This window comes from Paenibacillus sp. FSL H8-0122 (assembly GCF_038005345.1).
Lineage (GTDB): Bacteria > Bacillota > Bacilli > Paenibacillales > Paenibacillaceae > Paenibacillus_AQ.
Genome location: NZ_JBBOTB010000001.1, coordinates 553,860 through 568,723, shown reverse-complemented (window position 1 = coordinate 568,723; position 14,864 = coordinate 553,860). Strand labels below are relative to the sequence as shown.

The 14,864-nt window shown below is 55.9% G+C and carries 15 protein-coding genes; 6 read left to right on the top strand and 9 right to left on the bottom strand.

Features of this window, described 5'->3' with window-relative positions; all coding sequences use genetic code 11:
• Nucleotides 1–207: 207 nt before the first annotated feature.
• Nucleotides 208–1,305: a YheC/YheD family endospore coat-associated protein gene (locus NSS64_RS02580; RefSeq protein ID WP_340938372.1), complete on the top strand. Its 1,098-nt coding sequence runs from the start codon at nt 208–210 to the stop codon at nt 1,303–1,305.
• A 91-nt stretch (nt 1,306–1,396) separates the two neighbouring features.
• Nucleotides 1,397–2,188, top strand: a complete 792-nt coding sequence (asd, locus tag NSS64_RS02575) for an archaetidylserine decarboxylase (RefSeq protein ID WP_341139111.1) — start codon at nt 1,397–1,399, stop codon at nt 2,186–2,188.
• Between the two features lie 148 nt (nt 2,189–2,336).
• Here the strand turns inward: asd and NSS64_RS32705 are convergent, their stop codons facing one another.
• The 3 genes from NSS64_RS32705 to NSS64_RS02565 form a co-directional block, all read right to left on the bottom strand.
• Nucleotides 2,337–2,429: a DUF2569 family protein gene (locus tag NSS64_RS32705; RefSeq protein ID WP_445667768.1), complete on the bottom strand. Its 93-nt coding sequence runs from the start codon at nt 2,427–2,429 to the stop codon at nt 2,337–2,339.
• A 23-nt stretch (nt 2,430–2,452) separates the two neighbouring features.
• Complete coding sequence (gene gpmA, locus NSS64_RS02570) at nt 2,453–3,202, bottom strand: 2,3-diphosphoglycerate-dependent phosphoglycerate mutase (protein ID WP_341139110.1); 750 nt, start codon at nt 3,200–3,202, stop codon at nt 2,453–2,455.
• A 386-nt stretch (nt 3,203–3,588) separates the two neighbouring features.
• Nucleotides 3,589–4,374 carry a helix-turn-helix domain-containing protein gene (locus NSS64_RS02565; protein ID WP_076082292.1) on the bottom strand — a complete coding sequence of 262 codons (786 nt, stop codon included), beginning with the start codon at nt 4,372–4,374 and terminating at the stop codon, nt 3,589–3,591.
• Nucleotides 4,375–4,599: 225 nt separating this feature from the next.
• Between NSS64_RS02565 and NSS64_RS02560 the strand changes: the two genes are divergently transcribed.
• Entirely contained in the window at nt 4,600–5,901 is a 1,302-nt protein-coding gene (locus tag NSS64_RS02560; protein ID WP_340938366.1) for an aminotransferase class I/II-fold pyridoxal phosphate-dependent enzyme, read from the top strand.
• A gap of 153 nt (nt 5,902–6,054) precedes the next feature.
• Entirely contained in the window at nt 6,055–6,168 is a 114-nt protein-coding gene (locus NSS64_RS02555) for a YjcZ family sporulation protein (RefSeq protein WP_209875980.1), read from the top strand.
• Nucleotides 6,169–6,379: 211 nt separating this feature from the next.
• On the opposite strand, the gene NSS64_RS02550 is transcribed toward NSS64_RS02555, so the two are convergent.
• From NSS64_RS02550 to NSS64_RS02530, 5 genes are all read right to left on the bottom strand, one after another.
• The gene (locus NSS64_RS02550; protein WP_341139109.1) at nt 6,380–7,600 is read right to left on the bottom strand and encodes an ABC transporter permease; all 1,221 of its coding nucleotides are present in this window, start codon (nt 7,598–7,600) and stop codon (nt 6,380–6,382) included.
• Between the two features lies 1 nt (nt 7,601).
• Nucleotides 7,602–8,348: an ABC transporter ATP-binding protein gene (locus NSS64_RS02545; protein ID WP_036701580.1), complete on the bottom strand. Its 747-nt coding sequence runs from the start codon at nt 8,346–8,348 to the stop codon at nt 7,602–7,604.
• Nucleotides 8,345–9,835, bottom strand: a complete 1,491-nt coding sequence (locus NSS64_RS02540; protein WP_341139108.1) for a DEAD/DEAH box helicase — start codon at nt 9,833–9,835, stop codon at nt 8,345–8,347. The genes NSS64_RS02545 and NSS64_RS02540 overlap by 4 nt, the downstream gene beginning before the upstream one ends.
• 185 nt (nt 9,836–10,020) lie before the next feature.
• Complete coding sequence (locus tag NSS64_RS02535) at nt 10,021–10,797, bottom strand: SDR family NAD(P)-dependent oxidoreductase (RefSeq protein ID WP_341139107.1); 777 nt, start codon at nt 10,795–10,797, stop codon at nt 10,021–10,023.
• A gap of 28 nt (nt 10,798–10,825) precedes the next feature.
• Entirely contained in the window at nt 10,826–11,281 is a 456-nt protein-coding gene (locus NSS64_RS02530) for a chemotaxis protein CheX (protein ID WP_341139106.1), read from the bottom strand.
• A 386-nt stretch (nt 11,282–11,667) separates the two neighbouring features.
• On the opposite strand from NSS64_RS02530, the gene NSS64_RS02525 reads away from it, so the two are divergent.
• Nucleotides 11,668–12,570 carry a LysR family transcriptional regulator gene (locus NSS64_RS02525; protein WP_036701586.1) on the top strand — a complete coding sequence of 301 codons (903 nt, stop codon included), beginning with the start codon at nt 11,668–11,670 and terminating at the stop codon, nt 12,568–12,570.
• Between the two features lie 45 nt (nt 12,571–12,615).
• On the top strand, nt 12,616–13,425 hold the full coding sequence (locus tag NSS64_RS02520) for a histidinol-phosphatase (protein WP_340938360.1): 810 nt from the start codon (nt 12,616–12,618) through the stop codon (nt 13,423–13,425).
• A gap of 189 nt (nt 13,426–13,614) precedes the next feature.
• Here the strand turns inward: NSS64_RS02520 and NSS64_RS02515 are convergent, their stop codons facing one another.
• The gene (locus NSS64_RS02515; RefSeq protein ID WP_341142748.1) at nt 13,615–14,355 is read right to left on the bottom strand and encodes an NADPH-dependent oxidoreductase; all 741 of its coding nucleotides are present in this window, start codon (nt 14,353–14,355) and stop codon (nt 13,615–13,617) included.
• Between the last annotated feature and the right edge of the window lie 509 nt (nt 14,356–14,864).

Sequence of the window (14,864 nt, the reverse complement as noted above, 5' to 3'; positions counted from 1 at the left end):
CTTCCATCTGTTGTATCTTCTAGGCATCATATGCAGCAGCATGGGCGGATGACACCCTTCCCCTTGCCGGTAATCCAATCTTCTCCTTTCAAAAAAGGGCATCTGCCGCCGCGCATCCGTCCAACCCTTACGGGCACGTACATACATACAATGACAGGAGACATAAAAACAGCCGGGAAGTACTTCAAGATAACAGGAGGAACGAACATGGGGCAAAAGCTCGTTGGGATACTGCTAAATGCCGCTATGCACGGGGGCGTTCCCCGGTTAAAAACCGGACAGGAATCTCTGGCCAACTACGAAGAGGCCGCCGCCGCATACGGATTAACCCCTTGCTTTGTGAAGCTGTCCGACATCGACGTGGCGTCCGGCTTCAGCAGTGTCTATATGAAGAAAGGTCCGCAAGGCTACCGCAGACAAATCGTCCCTACGCCGGAGGTCATCCACAACCGGGCAATCTATGATCCCCGCAGCACCGGCGTCGAGCGCCTGCTCCGGCAGGGAATTCAGGTCTATAACAGCTGCAACCGCTACGGCAAGGATCAGATTCACGGCCTGCTGGAGCGCAGCCGCGAACTGCAAGCTTATCTGCCGGTCACTGCAAGCGGACTCTCCGGTCTGAGGGAGATGATGGGCCGCTACCCGGATCTGATCCTCAAGCCTTGCCGGGGCAGCGTGGGTAACGGTGTGATGCGGCTCACCCGCAGCGGCGAAGGGCGCTGGCTCTGGAGCTACTCTCTCTCTGGCTCAAGACGCAAGGTTAGCAGAGCCGTTAACCCGGACGCCCTTCCCCGGGTCCTCCGCGCCCGGCTCTCTTCTGTGCCCTATCTGGTCCAGGAACGGATTCCGCTGGCTGAGATTAACGGACGCCCCTTTGACCTGCGTGTCACGGTACAGCGGGGCTGGGGCGGAGCGTGGCAGGTCACCGGCCTTTTCGCCAAGCTGGCTGCGCCCGGCGGCTTTGTATCGAACATTGCCAGAGGGGGCGAAGCCCTGAAGTCCTCTTTTGCCCTGGAGCAGGCATTCCCTGGAGAAGAGGCAGCCAGAATCCGTATGTCCGTCCTCTCCCTCAGTCTCGCCATCGCCCGTGAGCTGGAGAAGAGTCTGCCGGGGCTGGCCGATATCGGTCTGGACATCGGTGTCACGAAGCACGGACATCTGTATTTCATTGAATGCAACGGGCGCGACCAGCGTTACGGCTTCCAGAAGGCCGGACTGCGCGGGGTATGGAAAGACAGCTACCGCCAGCCTATGGGCTATGCCAGATATCTGTACGAAGAAGCATTAAGAATGAACTCTTATTGATTTGTCTCCTATTCTATGTCAATATAATGCAGAGCGGGTGGAGTCCCTTTGGCACGGGATAACACTGCTGCATGATGGAAGGGAGATGGGCATGGTTAAACAATTGCTGCGGCTGATGACCGAGCTATCCTCGCACAGATGGCTTTCCAGGTTGATGGGGGCTTTATCCCACAGCAGACTCAGCCGCCTTATGATTCCGGTATTTATTCGTTCCTATCAGATTCCTGCCGCCGAGGCGGAGAAGGCTGCCGGAGAATACCGTACACTGAATGAATTCTTCAGCCGCCGCCTGAAGCCGGGGACGCGCCCGGTGGCCAGCGGTGAGCATGCCGTAGCCAGTCCCGTGGACGCGATGATTACGGCAATGGGCGAAATCAACTGCGGCACGATAATGAATGTGAAGGGGCAGGATTATACGCTGGAGGATTTGCTTAATCACTCGCCACACCTCGAACTGTACAAGAAAGGCTATTATTTCGTCCTCTACTTAAGCCCTACCGATTATCACCGGATTCACTCCCCGTTAACCGGACAGCTCCGGGAGAGCGATTATATCCGCGGACGGGCTTACCCCGTGAATGATTTCGGCATGCGCCATATGAAGAGTGTCCTGAGCCGTAACGAACGGCTGATTACTTATATAGCCGGCAGCTATGGCGAGACCGCCGTGGTCAAGGTAGGCGCAATGAATGTGAGCAGTATCCGCTACACCGATGAGGCGGCCAGAGAATGGCAGCGCGGCGACGACCTGGCTTATTTCGAATTCGGTTCCACAGTCGTCCTGCTGATGGAGAGCGGCACCTTCACCCCGCGCCCCGGGCTTGCCCCGGACACGAAGGTGAAGATGGGCGAGCTGCTGGGAGAGATGCGGCGGCCGGTCTGACACCAGGCGCTTCCAGCCTGCACTAACTACTACTTAATCTACAGAACAACCCCCGCCCAAGGACACGAAGCCGTGTACCTTGGGCGGGGGTTATTTGGACTGTAATGAGGCTTCCGGGTGGGCGCATGCTTGCGTTCGCCGGATCTTTTTAACGGATAAAGGTGTACCTTACGCGCTCCGATTTCCGGAAGTAGGCTGTCCATATCGCACAGGTGAATAACGCTCTAATCAGATCACGCACTGCTGAACGCAGCGCCGCTCCGGTTACTCCGTAACCTTGCTCTGGTTCGCCACCTCGCGGGCCTTCTGCTGCACCTCTTCCGGTTCGCCTAGATAGAAGCGGCTGATTGGCTTCACATCGTCGTCGAGCTTGTAGACCAGCGGAACGCCGGTCGGGATATTGAGATCCAGCAGTGCGGTCTCGTCGATATCCTCCATGTACTTGATCAGGGCCCGCAGTGTGTTGCCGTGCGCCGAGATCAGAACCCGCTCCTTCTTGCGGATCAGCGGTACAATCCGGTTGGTCCAGAAATCTCCAACCCGGTGCACGGTATCCTCCAGGCTCTCGCCGCGCGGGATGTCACCCGGACGCACTTCCTTGTAGCGGATATCATGTCTGGCATAACGCGGATCATCCGGCTCCAGCATCGGAGGGCGGACCGAGAGGCTGCGCCGCCAGATATGGAGCTGCTCCTCACCGTATTGAAGGGCCGTTTCACTTTTGCTGAGGCCCTGTAGTGCACCGTAATGGCGCTCATTGAGCTTCCACGACTTCTGCACAGGAATCCACAGCAGGTCCATCTCATCCAGCACATAGTTCAGCGTCTTGATCGAACGCTTCAGCACCGAGGCGAACGCCAGATCGAAGGTGTATCCGTTCTCCTTCAGCAGCCGGCCCGCTTTCTTGGCCTCCTCCACGCCCTTATCCGTCAGATCGGGATCACTCCAGCCCGTAAACAGATTCTGCCGGTTGTATTCACTCTCACCATGCCGTATCAGAACGATTTCGTACATAAGTATTCTCCTTCTCCCGTGTATGATTGGCTTCTCTTGCTTCTATTCTGTCACAGCGCAGTGTGCGCTTCAACTTCAGGCCTGCCTTGCGGACTGGGAAGCCGCTATTTCAGCTATTTTGCCAGATAACGCAGGGTAAGTGGACTCAGATGCTCTTAAGTTAGCCCATACGCCTCCATTTCGGCCTCAATCAGCCAGATAACGGCCCCTGAGTCCGCAGCGAGGGGATAAGTGGTCTTTTTGCAAAATAAGGTCCTCACGGTCCATAGCGCACATTGGCACATCTAGCACACATAGCAAACATAGCACACGTAGCACATGGCACACATAGCACATCTAGCACATTTAACACATCTGCCACTCAGTACGGTACTCACCCCGCCGCTTCAGCGGATCTCTGACGGGCTCTTCCCGGTATGCTGTTTGAACTGGCGGCTGAAAAAGAAGATGTCCCTGTAGCCGAGCGCATCCGCCACCTCCGTGACGTTCATGCCCGCATACAGCAGCAGGTGCTGAGCCCGTTCGATCCGTGCGCGGATCACATAGGACTGGACCGAGGAGCCGGTGATCTCCTTGAACTTGATCGAGAAATAACGCGGGGACAGCCCTGCACGGGCGGCCAGATCCTCTACCCGGTGCGCCGCCCCGGGATGCTGGCTGACATAGTTGGCGACCTCGTGGATCACCTCCGCCAGCTGGTTGCTGACATGGCGCTCGACCGGCCTTGCCTGATCCTGCCGCAGCAGATGAATCATGAGCTGCTTCAGAATCAGACGGCCCTCCTCCTCCGCAGCATAGGTCTGCACCAGGAACAGCCGGACATAGCGGGCCAGCAGATGCTCGAATTCCACCGTCTCGCTCAGCTCATGGTAGAACGCAGGCACCTCGGTCACCTCTTCGGTAACATCGAAGTGAATATATGTAAGCACAAGCGGCTTTTGCGGATTATGTGTGGCGCTGGTATAATCCCCCGGGCGGAACAGGAAGCAGCTTCCCTTCCCTACCTGATAGGGCACTCCACCGCGCACAACAGTCCCCTCCCCGCTCCAGACGTAGAATAAATCGTAATTTTGCAGCGGCTTCTCTCTTTTTTGCCACTTCCAGCCCGGTTCACAGACAATCTTCGCCAGAGCCGGGAGGATTACAAAAGAGGATGGCGATGCATGCAGCATATGATTCCCTCCTATAGATATAGCGTAAGCTTACTTTTCATAATACCTTGTCCGGTTCCCATTTGTACATCTTCCGGGCTACGCATGGGGACGGGACGCCCCCTTCGTTTCCAAAACTATTTATGAAAACGCAGCATTCCTAAGTGACGGCGGCAATCCGCGGTGTTATAATGTTAGGCAATGTTAGCGTATATATCCCAGAAGAATACCGGAAGGATGAAACTGATGAATCCACTGGCTGGACAATTGAATGACAGCATCAAGGCAGGCAATGAACATGTATACGATATGCTCTCGAGTCTCGGTAAAGCGATCTATTTCCCCAAAGAAGGGATTCTGAGCCAATCCGCAGAGGCAACGGCTCATGCTAAAAAGTATAACGCCACCATCGGGATTGCTACCGAGAACGGGTTGCCGATGCACCTTGGTGTGATCCAGGATAAGCTCTCCGCCTACAGTCCCAAAGACCTCTACGGCTACGCACCTCCAGCAGGCAAGCCGGAGCTTCGCTCCGTATGGCGGGAGAAGATGCTGCGGGAGAATCCGTCGCTTGAAGGCAAGTCTTTCAGTAATCCAGTCGTCACGAATGCGCTGACCCACGGGCTTAGCATCGTTGCCGATCTGTTCGCAGAGCAAGGGGATGCCGTCATTTATCCGGACAAAAACTGGGAGAACTACGAGCTGACCTTCGGCATCCGCCGCCAGACTGAAACCGTGAATTACCCGCTCTTCACGGAGGATATGAGCTTCAACAGCGAAGGGCTGCTGGATGCCCTGCTGGCCCAGAAGGACCGCGGCAAAGCCATCGTCCTCCTTAATTTCCCGAATAATCCAACCGGATATACGCCAGGCCTTGCAGAAGGCGAGGCCATTGTTGCCGCTATCCTGCGTGCTGCCGAAGAAGGCGTTAATGTGGTAGTGGTCAGCGATGATGCTTATTTCGGACTCTTTTTCGAGGATTCACTCAAAGAATCTCTATTCGGCAAGCTGGCGAATCTGCACCCGCGCGTACTGGCGGTCAAGATTGACGGAGCCACCAAAGAAGAATTCGTCTGGGGCTTCCGCGTCGGCTTCATCACCTACGCTTCGGAGAACAAAGAGCTGCTGGCAGCCCTGGAGCAAAAAACACTGGGCATTATCCGCGCCACCATCTCCAGCGGAGCACATCCATCGCAGACCTTTGTCCTGGACGCGCTGAAGGCGCCGGAATTCGCCGCACAAAAGGAAGAGAAGTTCCAGATCATGAAAGGCCGGGCCAACAAAGTGAAGGCGCTGCTGGACAGCGGTAAATACGGCGATGATGTATGGACGTATTATCCGTTCAACTCCGGGTACTTCATGTGCCTGAAGCTCTTTACCGTCTCTGCGGAAGATCTGCGGCTTCACCTGATCCACACCTACGGCCTGGGCACCATCGCCCTTGGCGAGAGCGACCTGCGCATTGCTTTCTCCTGTATCGAGGAGGATCAGCTGGAAGATCTGTTCGATCTGGTCTATGCCGGCATCCGTGATTTGGAGAAGGCCTGATCATCCGCCTTTGCATACCTGCATCAGTCCCGGAATGCCGGGGCTGATTTTTTTTGCCCGGTGCTACGGCATTGGCCTATACACGTTCTGCCCTCCGCACATACAATACGATGTACTCAAGTACAACAACTCACACGCGAAAGGGGAATGAACATGAGCGAAGAAGTTAGAGGCGGATACGGATACGGCGGCGGGTTCACAAGCACTGGAGCGATTCTGGTTCTCTTTATCCTGCTGGTCATCATCAGCCGTTCACTCTTTGTCTAACAGGGAGTGAGTCCCCTGGAGGGAGCTGCGTGCTCTCTCCGATCCACGTGTTATAGCATTCCCTGCTCCACCTGATATGAAGAGGGAATTCCCTTTTATACATTCTTATCTTCTGAAAATGGCCTCAGACTCCGCATCCGCGAGAGTCTGAGGCCATTTGTGTTAAGCATACCCGCTTGCGGGTACGCCTTGTCGGCTGCGGCAATCTGTTCTACAGGTCATCTTCATCCACACGCGCTTCCTTGCGGGTGGAGCTTACCTTGAACAGATACGCCAGCAGGAATCCGCAGGCGAAGGTGCCCAGCACTTCCAGCGGGCGCTGCCCGGCCTGAAGCAGGAGCGGCAATCCGGTCAGCAGCGCCAGGACCAGATGGACCCGGAATACAAACTGGATCGTTCCCTTGCCCTTGCTGCCCTCCGGCAGCGGGTAGACGGTCAGCCAGAACGATTCGCTGTGCAGCTTGCGCAGCGCCGTCAGCTGAATGCCCATCAGGAAGAGGAAGAATACATAGATGCCGATGCCGAGATAGCTGTCCTTCATCATCCACACCAGGAACAGGTCCAGCACAGCCATCCGCAGGACGATGCCGAAGACATCACCCCGGGCGAAGCTTTTGGTCAGGAGGAACCGGTAGGCGGAATCCCGCTGCCAGCTCAGGCCGCTGCCCCAACGCGACAGATAACGGCGGGCATAGACCCGCTGCTCGCGTCCCGGCACATCGACGAACCAGCCGAGGACCATCAGCGCCCGGGTCCCCTGGTTCTTCTCCATGGTGATCAGGCGTTCCCACGGAACAGCGTGCCGGCCGGGAACGGCCAGCGCGGCCGCATAGGCTGCGGCCAGAATCAGGATGAAGATCATGGCGCGCATGGACGGCTGCCATAACCAGGCGCCAGCCATCAGAGCGCCAACTGCCCAGCGCAACAGGTTATAGCCTGCGGCAGCAGGGCGGGAGAGCATCGCCGTCTCCCGCCATAACCCGTAGCTGGATAACAGCTTGACCAGAATCAGCACCAGCAGGGTTGCCAGCAGACCCCGCGGTGACTCCTCGGTGCGTATGTACAGCGGCCATAATGTAATGAGGATAAAGGCCAGTCGCAGAATCTTCCACACATTGCCGCTGATCCAGGACGGGGCGAAATACTCTCTCATCCGGTGGCCCTGCGGCAGCAGGAAGATCGTATCCGGGGTCTGCAGATACGTCCGGAAGCTGCTGTGTACCGCTGCAGGCACCAGCAGGACGAACATAATCCAGCGGATCGGTAGGCCAGGCGGAATATCGCGCAGCAGCGCTGTGTACCAGGCGGAGAAGATGATCAGCACCAGCAGGAACACCATGGCGACACCGCTCTGAATGATATACCCCATATAAGGGACCAGGCTCCCTGTGAACCGGCTGCGCCGCTGCCGGCGCAGCTCCTTCAAATCCATATCATTTCCCTCCTTGAACCAGTTCGTAGAACAGTTGCTCCAAATTCAAGCCCTGCCGCCCGGCCTTCGCGGTCATCTCGGCGAGGGTCCCCTCCGCAATCACCTTGCCGCCGTGCAGCACAATGAACCGGTCACAATAGTTCTCAATCGTAGAGAGAATATGCGAGCTGAGCAGAATTGAAGCTCCCGACTTCTTCAGGTCCAGCATGAAATCCAGCAGGGAGCGGATACCCAGCGGGTCGAGGCCGAGGAACGGCTCGTCGATGACATACAGGGCCGGACGCGCTACGAATGCGCACATAATCATCACCTTCTGCTTCATGCCCTTGGACAGATGAGAGGACAAGGTATCCATCTTGTCCTCCATATTGAAGAGTGCAGCCAGCTGGCTGGTGCGTGATTCATAATCACTGCGCTCCACGCCATACGCTCTGGCAGTGAATTCCACATGCTCACGAACCGTCATTTCCTCATAGAGCAGAGGAGATTCCGGCACGAAGGACAGCGCACTGTGGTAGCTCTCAGGATCGCTGCTGCGCGTCTTCCCTTGTACCGTAATCTCACCCTTATGCGGGGACATCAGTCCCAGGATATGCTTCATCGTGGTGCTCTTGCCTGCACCGTTCAGTCCGATTAACCCAACCATCTCACCGGGCTGCACCTGCAGGCCGATGTCATGCAGCACCGGCTTGTTCAGGCTGTAGCCTCCGCTGAGGCCCGTAATTTCCAATACGGGAGCTGTATTCATTGACCGTCACCTCTCGGGGTTTTGTTCTTGAGCCATTTCGGGGCTCCCTTATTCTTGCGGTTCTGCTCCCGCTCCGCCTGGCTGCGGGCCTTGCCCCCGGGCCCCGCCGCGCTGCGCGTGCCGGCGCTCACTCCCGGCCGGTGCTGCCCGCGCCGCACCGTAACCCCATTACCTCCAGCCGCTGCGCCCGGCTGGCCTGCCGGCGCGTCGCCGCCGCTCCCTCCGGCTGCTGTTCCAGCCGCCTCGCTGCGCACCTGCGGCTTGCCGGTGCGCGGCGCTGCAGTTCCGCCGCGCGGTTCAGCCCCTTCGCGGCGCTCCTTCGCGCCGCCGCTGCGCAGCTCAGCGCGTCCGCCTTCCGCCAGCGCCTTGCCGAAGGCCATCTCCCGCTCGTCCAGCTGGATATCCAGCTCGCGGGCGAATTTGCGCATGATGAACGTCTGCTGCTCTGTAACGATCGTTACGGATAAGCCGCGTTTACCCATGCGCCCGGTCCGTCCGGCACGGTGGACATAGTGCTCGGAGTCAAAGGCCGGATCGAAGCTGACGACAAGCGTCAGATTCTCAATGTCCAGGCCCCGCGCTGCTACGTCACTGGCCACCAGCACCTTGAGTTTGCCGTCCCGGAAGCGGGTCAGCACGTTTGCGCGCGTCACCTTGTCCGCATCCCCATAGAGCGCAGCAGCCGGAAGCCCCAGATGGTTCAGCTTCGCGGTCACTTCAGCGATGTCGTCCGTAGCGTTCACGAACACAATGGCCCGGTCCGGCTTGTAGTGGCGGATGACCCGGCGCAGCATATCGATCTTGTTCCGCTCCTCGCACACCACATAGTGATGCTCCAGGCTCGCTGCGGTCATCATCTCCGGTTCAATGCCCACCTCCGCCGGATTCTTCATTTCCCGGTTTGCCAGCAGACGGGTCTCCGGTCCAATGGTGGCTGACAGCATGACCAGCTGCCGCGTACGCAGCGCACTGCTGACGATCTTCGTCACTTCGCCCGCACCGCTAAGCTGGAACATCTGATCTGCCTCATCGAGAATAATCGTGCTCACCTCGTGCATCTTGAGCTTGCGCAGCCCGATCAGCTCACGTATGCGTCCCGGGGTGCCTACCACCAGATGCGGATGCTCACGCAGCTTGTCAATCTGGCGCTTGATCGCCGCTCCGCCAATCAGCCCCATGGCCCGGATGCCCCGGTGTGCCCCGTAGCGCTCCGCTTCACGGAGAATTTGCATCGCCAGCTCCTGGGTTGGGGCCAGCACCAGCTTTTGCAACGATTTCGAGTCCGGGTTAATCCCTTGCAGCAGCGGCAACAGATAAGCCAGTGTCTTGCCTGTTCCTGTCTGGGATGCGGCCAGAACATCTCTTCCTTCCAGCAGAAGCGGAATCGTCTGCTCCTGTACAGGGGATGGTTCAGTAATGCCGAACTCAGACAATCGGGCAGCAAGGTCTTCCTGGATGCCGATAGCCGCAAAAGAAGCTTTATTCATAATAGGGTTTCATCCTTTTCACTTAAGATAATATGTTCATTATATGCCAAAAAGGCCTCTCCACCAAATGGAAGGCCATAAAATCTAAGTTGGGGCCGTATTTAACACGGTCATACCAACCTGTATACCAAAGGGGGACAAGCCGTTCACGCCACAGACGGTAATTATGATCTATACTTATCTGGTCATTTTCTGTTCATCAGGTTATAGGTCAGCTTGTCTGCCAGCCGCGGGAACAGGCCATAGAGCCGGATGCCGAAGCCTGCCAGACCGGGCAGATCCACTTCCTCTTTGCCCTTGTCCATCAGCTTGACGATCTTCGCGGACACATGCTGCGGCGTCATCATGATCCGGCTTACGCTTCGTTCATAATTGCCTGAAGGGTCGGCGGTCTTGAAGAATTCGGTGGCGATTGGTCCGGGGTTCACAGCCGAGACAATAATACCGCTCTTACGCAGCTCCTGGCGGAGCGCATTGGTGAAGCCGAGAACAGCATGTTTGGTGGCCGTGTAGGACACTGAGCGTGCGGTTCCGATTTTGCCGGCCATGGAAGCCACATTCACGATCTGACCGCTGCCGCGTGTAAGCATATGAGGAACGACAGCCTTGGTGCAGCGTACAATTCCCATATAATTGACATCCATCATGTCAGCGAACTCTTCAGACTCCATCTCTGTAAAAGCCGCAAACTTGCCGTAACCGGCATTATTGAGCAGAATATCAATTCTGCCGTATTGCTCCAGGATCTCCGCAAAAGTATGCTTAACTGCCGTTTCATCGGCCACATCACAGACGAACAGCCCATGCTCCCCCTGAATGCCCGCCGCAACAGCCTGCAGCTTGTCCTTGGACCGGGCTAACAGAACAGGAACCGCACCGTGCCCGCTAAGCATCTGCGCCGTAAGCGCGCCAATCCCGCTGGAAGCGCCTGTAATTACCACAATTTTGCCTTGTAATGCCATGGAATAGATTCAACTCCCGATTATCCGCCTAAGAGATCATAACCTGAATATCAAGCTCGCCGATCCCTTCCATCACAAGAGGAATACTCAGCGCTTTGCGCGGCAGAACAGACATGCTCTCGGACTTCATCAGCTTCGGCGGGGTAATGTCTACCGACACCCCTTGATTGGAGAGAATAGTACTGGCATTGCCGCTGATCATATTGCCCAGCTCGGAAATGGCGCTCTGGCCCATCTCATCCATCTCTGTTATCACATAACCGCCCATCATGACCGACACCATCTTAAGTGCTACCGGTTCGGCAATCCCGAAGATAATATTCCCGCTGAGCTGACCTGTCATTCCCACTTGAATCCATATATGATTATCGATCAGTTCAATATCCTTAATCCCCAGCATACCGGTGGACGGCGAGACTTGGATCACCTGTTCAATTACAATGCGCGCAGACTCTAAAAACGGATTGATTACTTCTGCTTTCATGAAAGTGCTGTCCCCCTCGACCAGTCTTTAGTCATATACCAAAAGTCCTAAGCAATAAAATTTATTATACTTCATATATCGGCATTATTCACCAAAAATTAATGGTCTTGTCGAATGATTTCTGAAGATAGTTTGGAGCGCAACATTGCCCTCCCGGGAGGAATCTCCTATAATTTAATCAATAAACGTAAGATCTGCGGCGTCATACCCTCCGAGTGCAGCACTCACAGCGACCCTTGTACCTATCTACTTTGTCAGAATCCGCGGCTTACAGACTCTAATTCTGGAAGCCGGCATGTGCGCATATGCCCTCCGGAAAGCTGCGGCTTTCCCTGTTTGTACAAATATACGGCGGCACCATCCGGTAGCCATAAGGGGGACAGTCCATGAATATCAGCCAGCTCGAAACATTGATCACCATCTCCAAAACCATGAGCTTCCGCAAGGCGGGTGAGCTGCTCAACCTGACACAGCCGGCGGTCTCGGCCCAGATCAAAAGCCTGGAGGAAGAGTTCAAGACCCAGCTTGTTGACCGGAACCAGCCGGTGACGCTGACGGACAGGGGCAAGGTCTTCCTCGCCCACGCGGAACAGATTGTCGGAATCGTAGATGAGCTTAAGCAGCGCCTTGCCGATCTCGAAGAGAATCCCCAAGGGCATATTATTCTCGGTACGACCACCTCCATCGCCATCCAGATTCTCCCCCGGGTGCTCTCCTACTTCCAGGATCAGTTCCCTCATATCAAAACCTCGATCTCATCGATGTCCTCCTCCCAGATCTACCAGCAAGTCGAGAACGGGATTGTGGATGTCGGCATCGGCTATCTGATCGGCCGCAATCCGGGGATGACGACCTCGGTCCTGTATTATGATACTTTTGAACTGGTTGTTTCGCCCCGACATCCGCTGGCCCAGGTCAAAACAGCCGGGATCGAGGCACTGGGCACCATCCCGCTCATCCTGCTCTCACCGGATACGGTCGGCCGGAAATTTGTCGATGAGGTGCTGGCGAGGCACGGTATTCAGCCGCTGGTAATTATGGAGCTGACCAGCAGTGAGGAAGTGAAGCGGATGGTCGAGCTTGATCTGGGAGCGGCGGTCATCTCCAAGCAGTCTGTCACTGCCGAGGTCAGAAGCGGCACTCTGCGGATCGTCCCGATCATCGAGCTTGAGGTTACCCATCCTGTAGGTGTTATTACCAAATCCGGCAAGTATGTCAACTCTGCGATGAGACAGTTCCTGAGCGACCTTAAGGGAATGCCCGAGACCCAGTTCATCGGCTCAGAGTAACCTGCACCCTATTTCGCCATATTGGCCTAAGGAGATGTTCCCATTATGAAGTTCGACCTGCATACCCATCATTTCCGCTGCGGCCATGCTGACGGCACGATCCGGGATTATATTGAAGCCGCAATAGCGGCGGGGCTGGATGTCATCGGTATTTCCGATCATTCACCTTACTTCGGAAGCCCGTCCGAGCAGGCTTTTCCGCGCATTGCCATGGCCAAGTCCGAGCTGGTCCACTATGTAGAGGAAGTATTGTCGCTGCAAAAAGAATACGAAGGCCGCATTGATGTCCTGCTCGGCATGGAATCCGACTTCTTCCCGGAGCATGCGGAGCTGTACCGCAAGACCTACGCCGCATACCCGTTCGATTATGTGATCGGCTCCGTGCATCATGTGGAGGAGATCAGTATCTTCAACCAGGGCCGTTGGAAGGGACTTGACCCCGCGCAGAGGCTTGCCTCCAAAAGTAAGTACTACCGGCTGATTGCCGAATCCGCACGCAGCGGCATCTTCCAGATTCTCGGCCATATCGATGCCATGAAGGGGAACTATCCGCCGTTCTCCGAGATCGCTGCCCCCAAGGAGATTGACGAAGCCTTGCGCGTAATAGGCGAATGCGGCCCGGCCATCGAGATCAACACCTCCGGCGGCACCAAGCTGTGCGGCGGCTGGTACCCTTCCGATGAGATTCTGGAGCGGGCCCTGCATTTCGGCGTGGAGGTCAGCTTCGGCTCCGATGCCCATCTCCCTGCCCGCGTTGCCGACCAGCGCAATCAGGTGGCTGCGCGGCTGAAGGAGATTGGATTCGAATACTGGGTCTATTACAAGCGGCGCGAGAAGGTTAAGGTTGCGTTATAGGCAGTGTAATGCAAAAACCTCGCTTTGCAAGAAATCTGGCAAGACGAGGTTTTTTATTGGCTTGAAGCGCTACCGTTAGAGCTCCTCCTCATACAACCAGCACCGCGCAAACAGGCAGCGTAACGGGACACTCCCCGTCACGCTGCCTGCTGCTGCGGTGCTTTTTTGCGCTGTACAGCTATACTGTGCTTATTCCTTATTCAGATTCTCACAGGTGAAGCCCTGCTGCTTCAGCGTACGCTGCGAGTCCCCATACTGCGGATTCAGAGCGTAGAAGCGGGCAATCATGCTGGTCCAGCTTCGCTCCGTCAGCCCCTGGGACTTGAGCAGCCCCCGGTGCGTCTCATTATATTCTTCGATCAAGTGTTGCTGATCCGGGTTATAGACTTCTTCATGATATACAGCCGCTATAGGCAGGCGTGAACTCTTCGGCTGTTCTCCCGCCGGATAGCCAATGCAGAGACCGACCACGGGGAATACATACGCTGGCAACTGCAGCAGTTCAATCACCCCTGCTGTGTTGCGGCGCACACCCCCAATCGGGATAATCCCCAGCCCCAGCGACTCGGCAGCAGCTACTGCGTTCGATAGTGCAATGCCGACATCCGTAGCCCCAACGAGCAGCGCGTCTATATCCGCAGCCGTTTCAAACGACTGGCCTTCCAGCTCTGCCGCAAGCTTGGCCCGGTGAAAGTCCATGCAGAACACCAGGAATACCGGTGCTTCCGCCACATGCTTCTGGTTCCCGCTCAGCGCCGATAGCTGCTGCCTGCGTTCCTCGCTGCGTACCGCAATTATCGATACTTGCTGGCCATTCACCCACGACGGTGCCGCCTGGGCTGCCTCAATAATCGTCTTCAGCTTCCAAGGCTCCACCGCCTGCCCGCTATAGTTTCGGAATGAACGGTGGTTCATAAGTAATCTAATCACATCATTCAAAAGTTCATTTCCTCCCCCATCTATACTTGTCTTATCCATGTACCATTTACACTATCATAGCTCAATCCCCTTGGAGACTGCCAGTACAACAATGTTTGATGCCACAAGTATGGTCGCTACGAATTCAGGTGCACTAATGCTCCTCATTCGGCCACTTAGCCAACTATTTACGAATTCAGGTGCACTTATGCTCCTCATTCGGCCACTTAGCCAACTATTTACGAATTCAGGTGTACTAATGCTCCTCATTCGGCCACTTAGCCAACTTCCAGCTGAATCAAAGGGATTTATCCCTTTCATTTCCTCATCCAGCCCACTTTCCGGCCAATTCAAAGGGATTTATCCCTTTCATTTCCTCATCCGGCCGTCTTCTGGCCGATCCAAAGGGATTTATCCTTTTCATTTCACCATCCGGCCGTCTTCCGGCCAATCCAAAGGGATTTATCCCTCTCATCGGGAGTCCATGTCAGCACACGCCCAAAAAAAATGGACCCGAATCA

Coding starts and splice junctions, on each gene's coding strand:
- NSS64_RS02520 (WP_340938360.1), top strand. CDS start 12,616: ATGAAGTTCGACCTGCATACCCATCATTTCCGCTGCGGCCATGCTGAC.
- NSS64_RS02545 (WP_036701580.1), bottom strand. CDS start 8,348: ATGAATACAGCTCCCGTATTGGAAATTACGGGCCTCAGCGGAGGCTAC.
- NSS64_RS02580 (WP_340938372.1), top strand. CDS start 208: ATGGGGCAAAAGCTCGTTGGGATACTGCTAAATGCCGCTATGCACGGG.
- gpmA (WP_341139110.1), bottom strand. CDS start 3,202: ATGTACGAAATCGTTCTGATACGGCATGGTGAGAGTGAATACAACCGG.
- NSS64_RS02530 (WP_341139106.1), bottom strand. CDS start 11,281: ATGAAAGCAGAAGTAATCAATCCGTTTTTAGAGTCTGCGCGCATTGTA.
- NSS64_RS02540 (WP_341139108.1), bottom strand. CDS start 9,835: ATGAATAAAGCTTCTTTTGCGGCTATCGGCATCCAGGAAGACCTTGCT.
- NSS64_RS02550 (WP_341139109.1), bottom strand. CDS start 7,600: ATGGATTTGAAGGAGCTGCGCCGGCAGCGGCGCAGCCGGTTCACAGGG.
- NSS64_RS02535 (WP_341139107.1), bottom strand. CDS start 10,797: ATGGCATTACAAGGCAAAATTGTGGTAATTACAGGCGCTTCCAGCGGG.
- NSS64_RS02555 (WP_209875980.1), top strand. CDS start 6,055: ATGAGCGAAGAAGTTAGAGGCGGATACGGATACGGCGGCGGGTTCACA.
- NSS64_RS02525 (WP_036701586.1), top strand. CDS start 11,668: ATGAATATCAGCCAGCTCGAAACATTGATCACCATCTCCAAAACCATG.
- asd (WP_341139111.1), top strand. CDS start 1,397: ATGGTTAAACAATTGCTGCGGCTGATGACCGAGCTATCCTCGCACAGA.
- NSS64_RS02560 (WP_340938366.1), top strand. CDS start 4,600: ATGAATCCACTGGCTGGACAATTGAATGACAGCATCAAGGCAGGCAAT.
- NSS64_RS02565 (WP_076082292.1), bottom strand. CDS start 4,374: ATGCTGCATGCATCGCCATCCTCTTTTGTAATCCTCCCGGCTCTGGCG.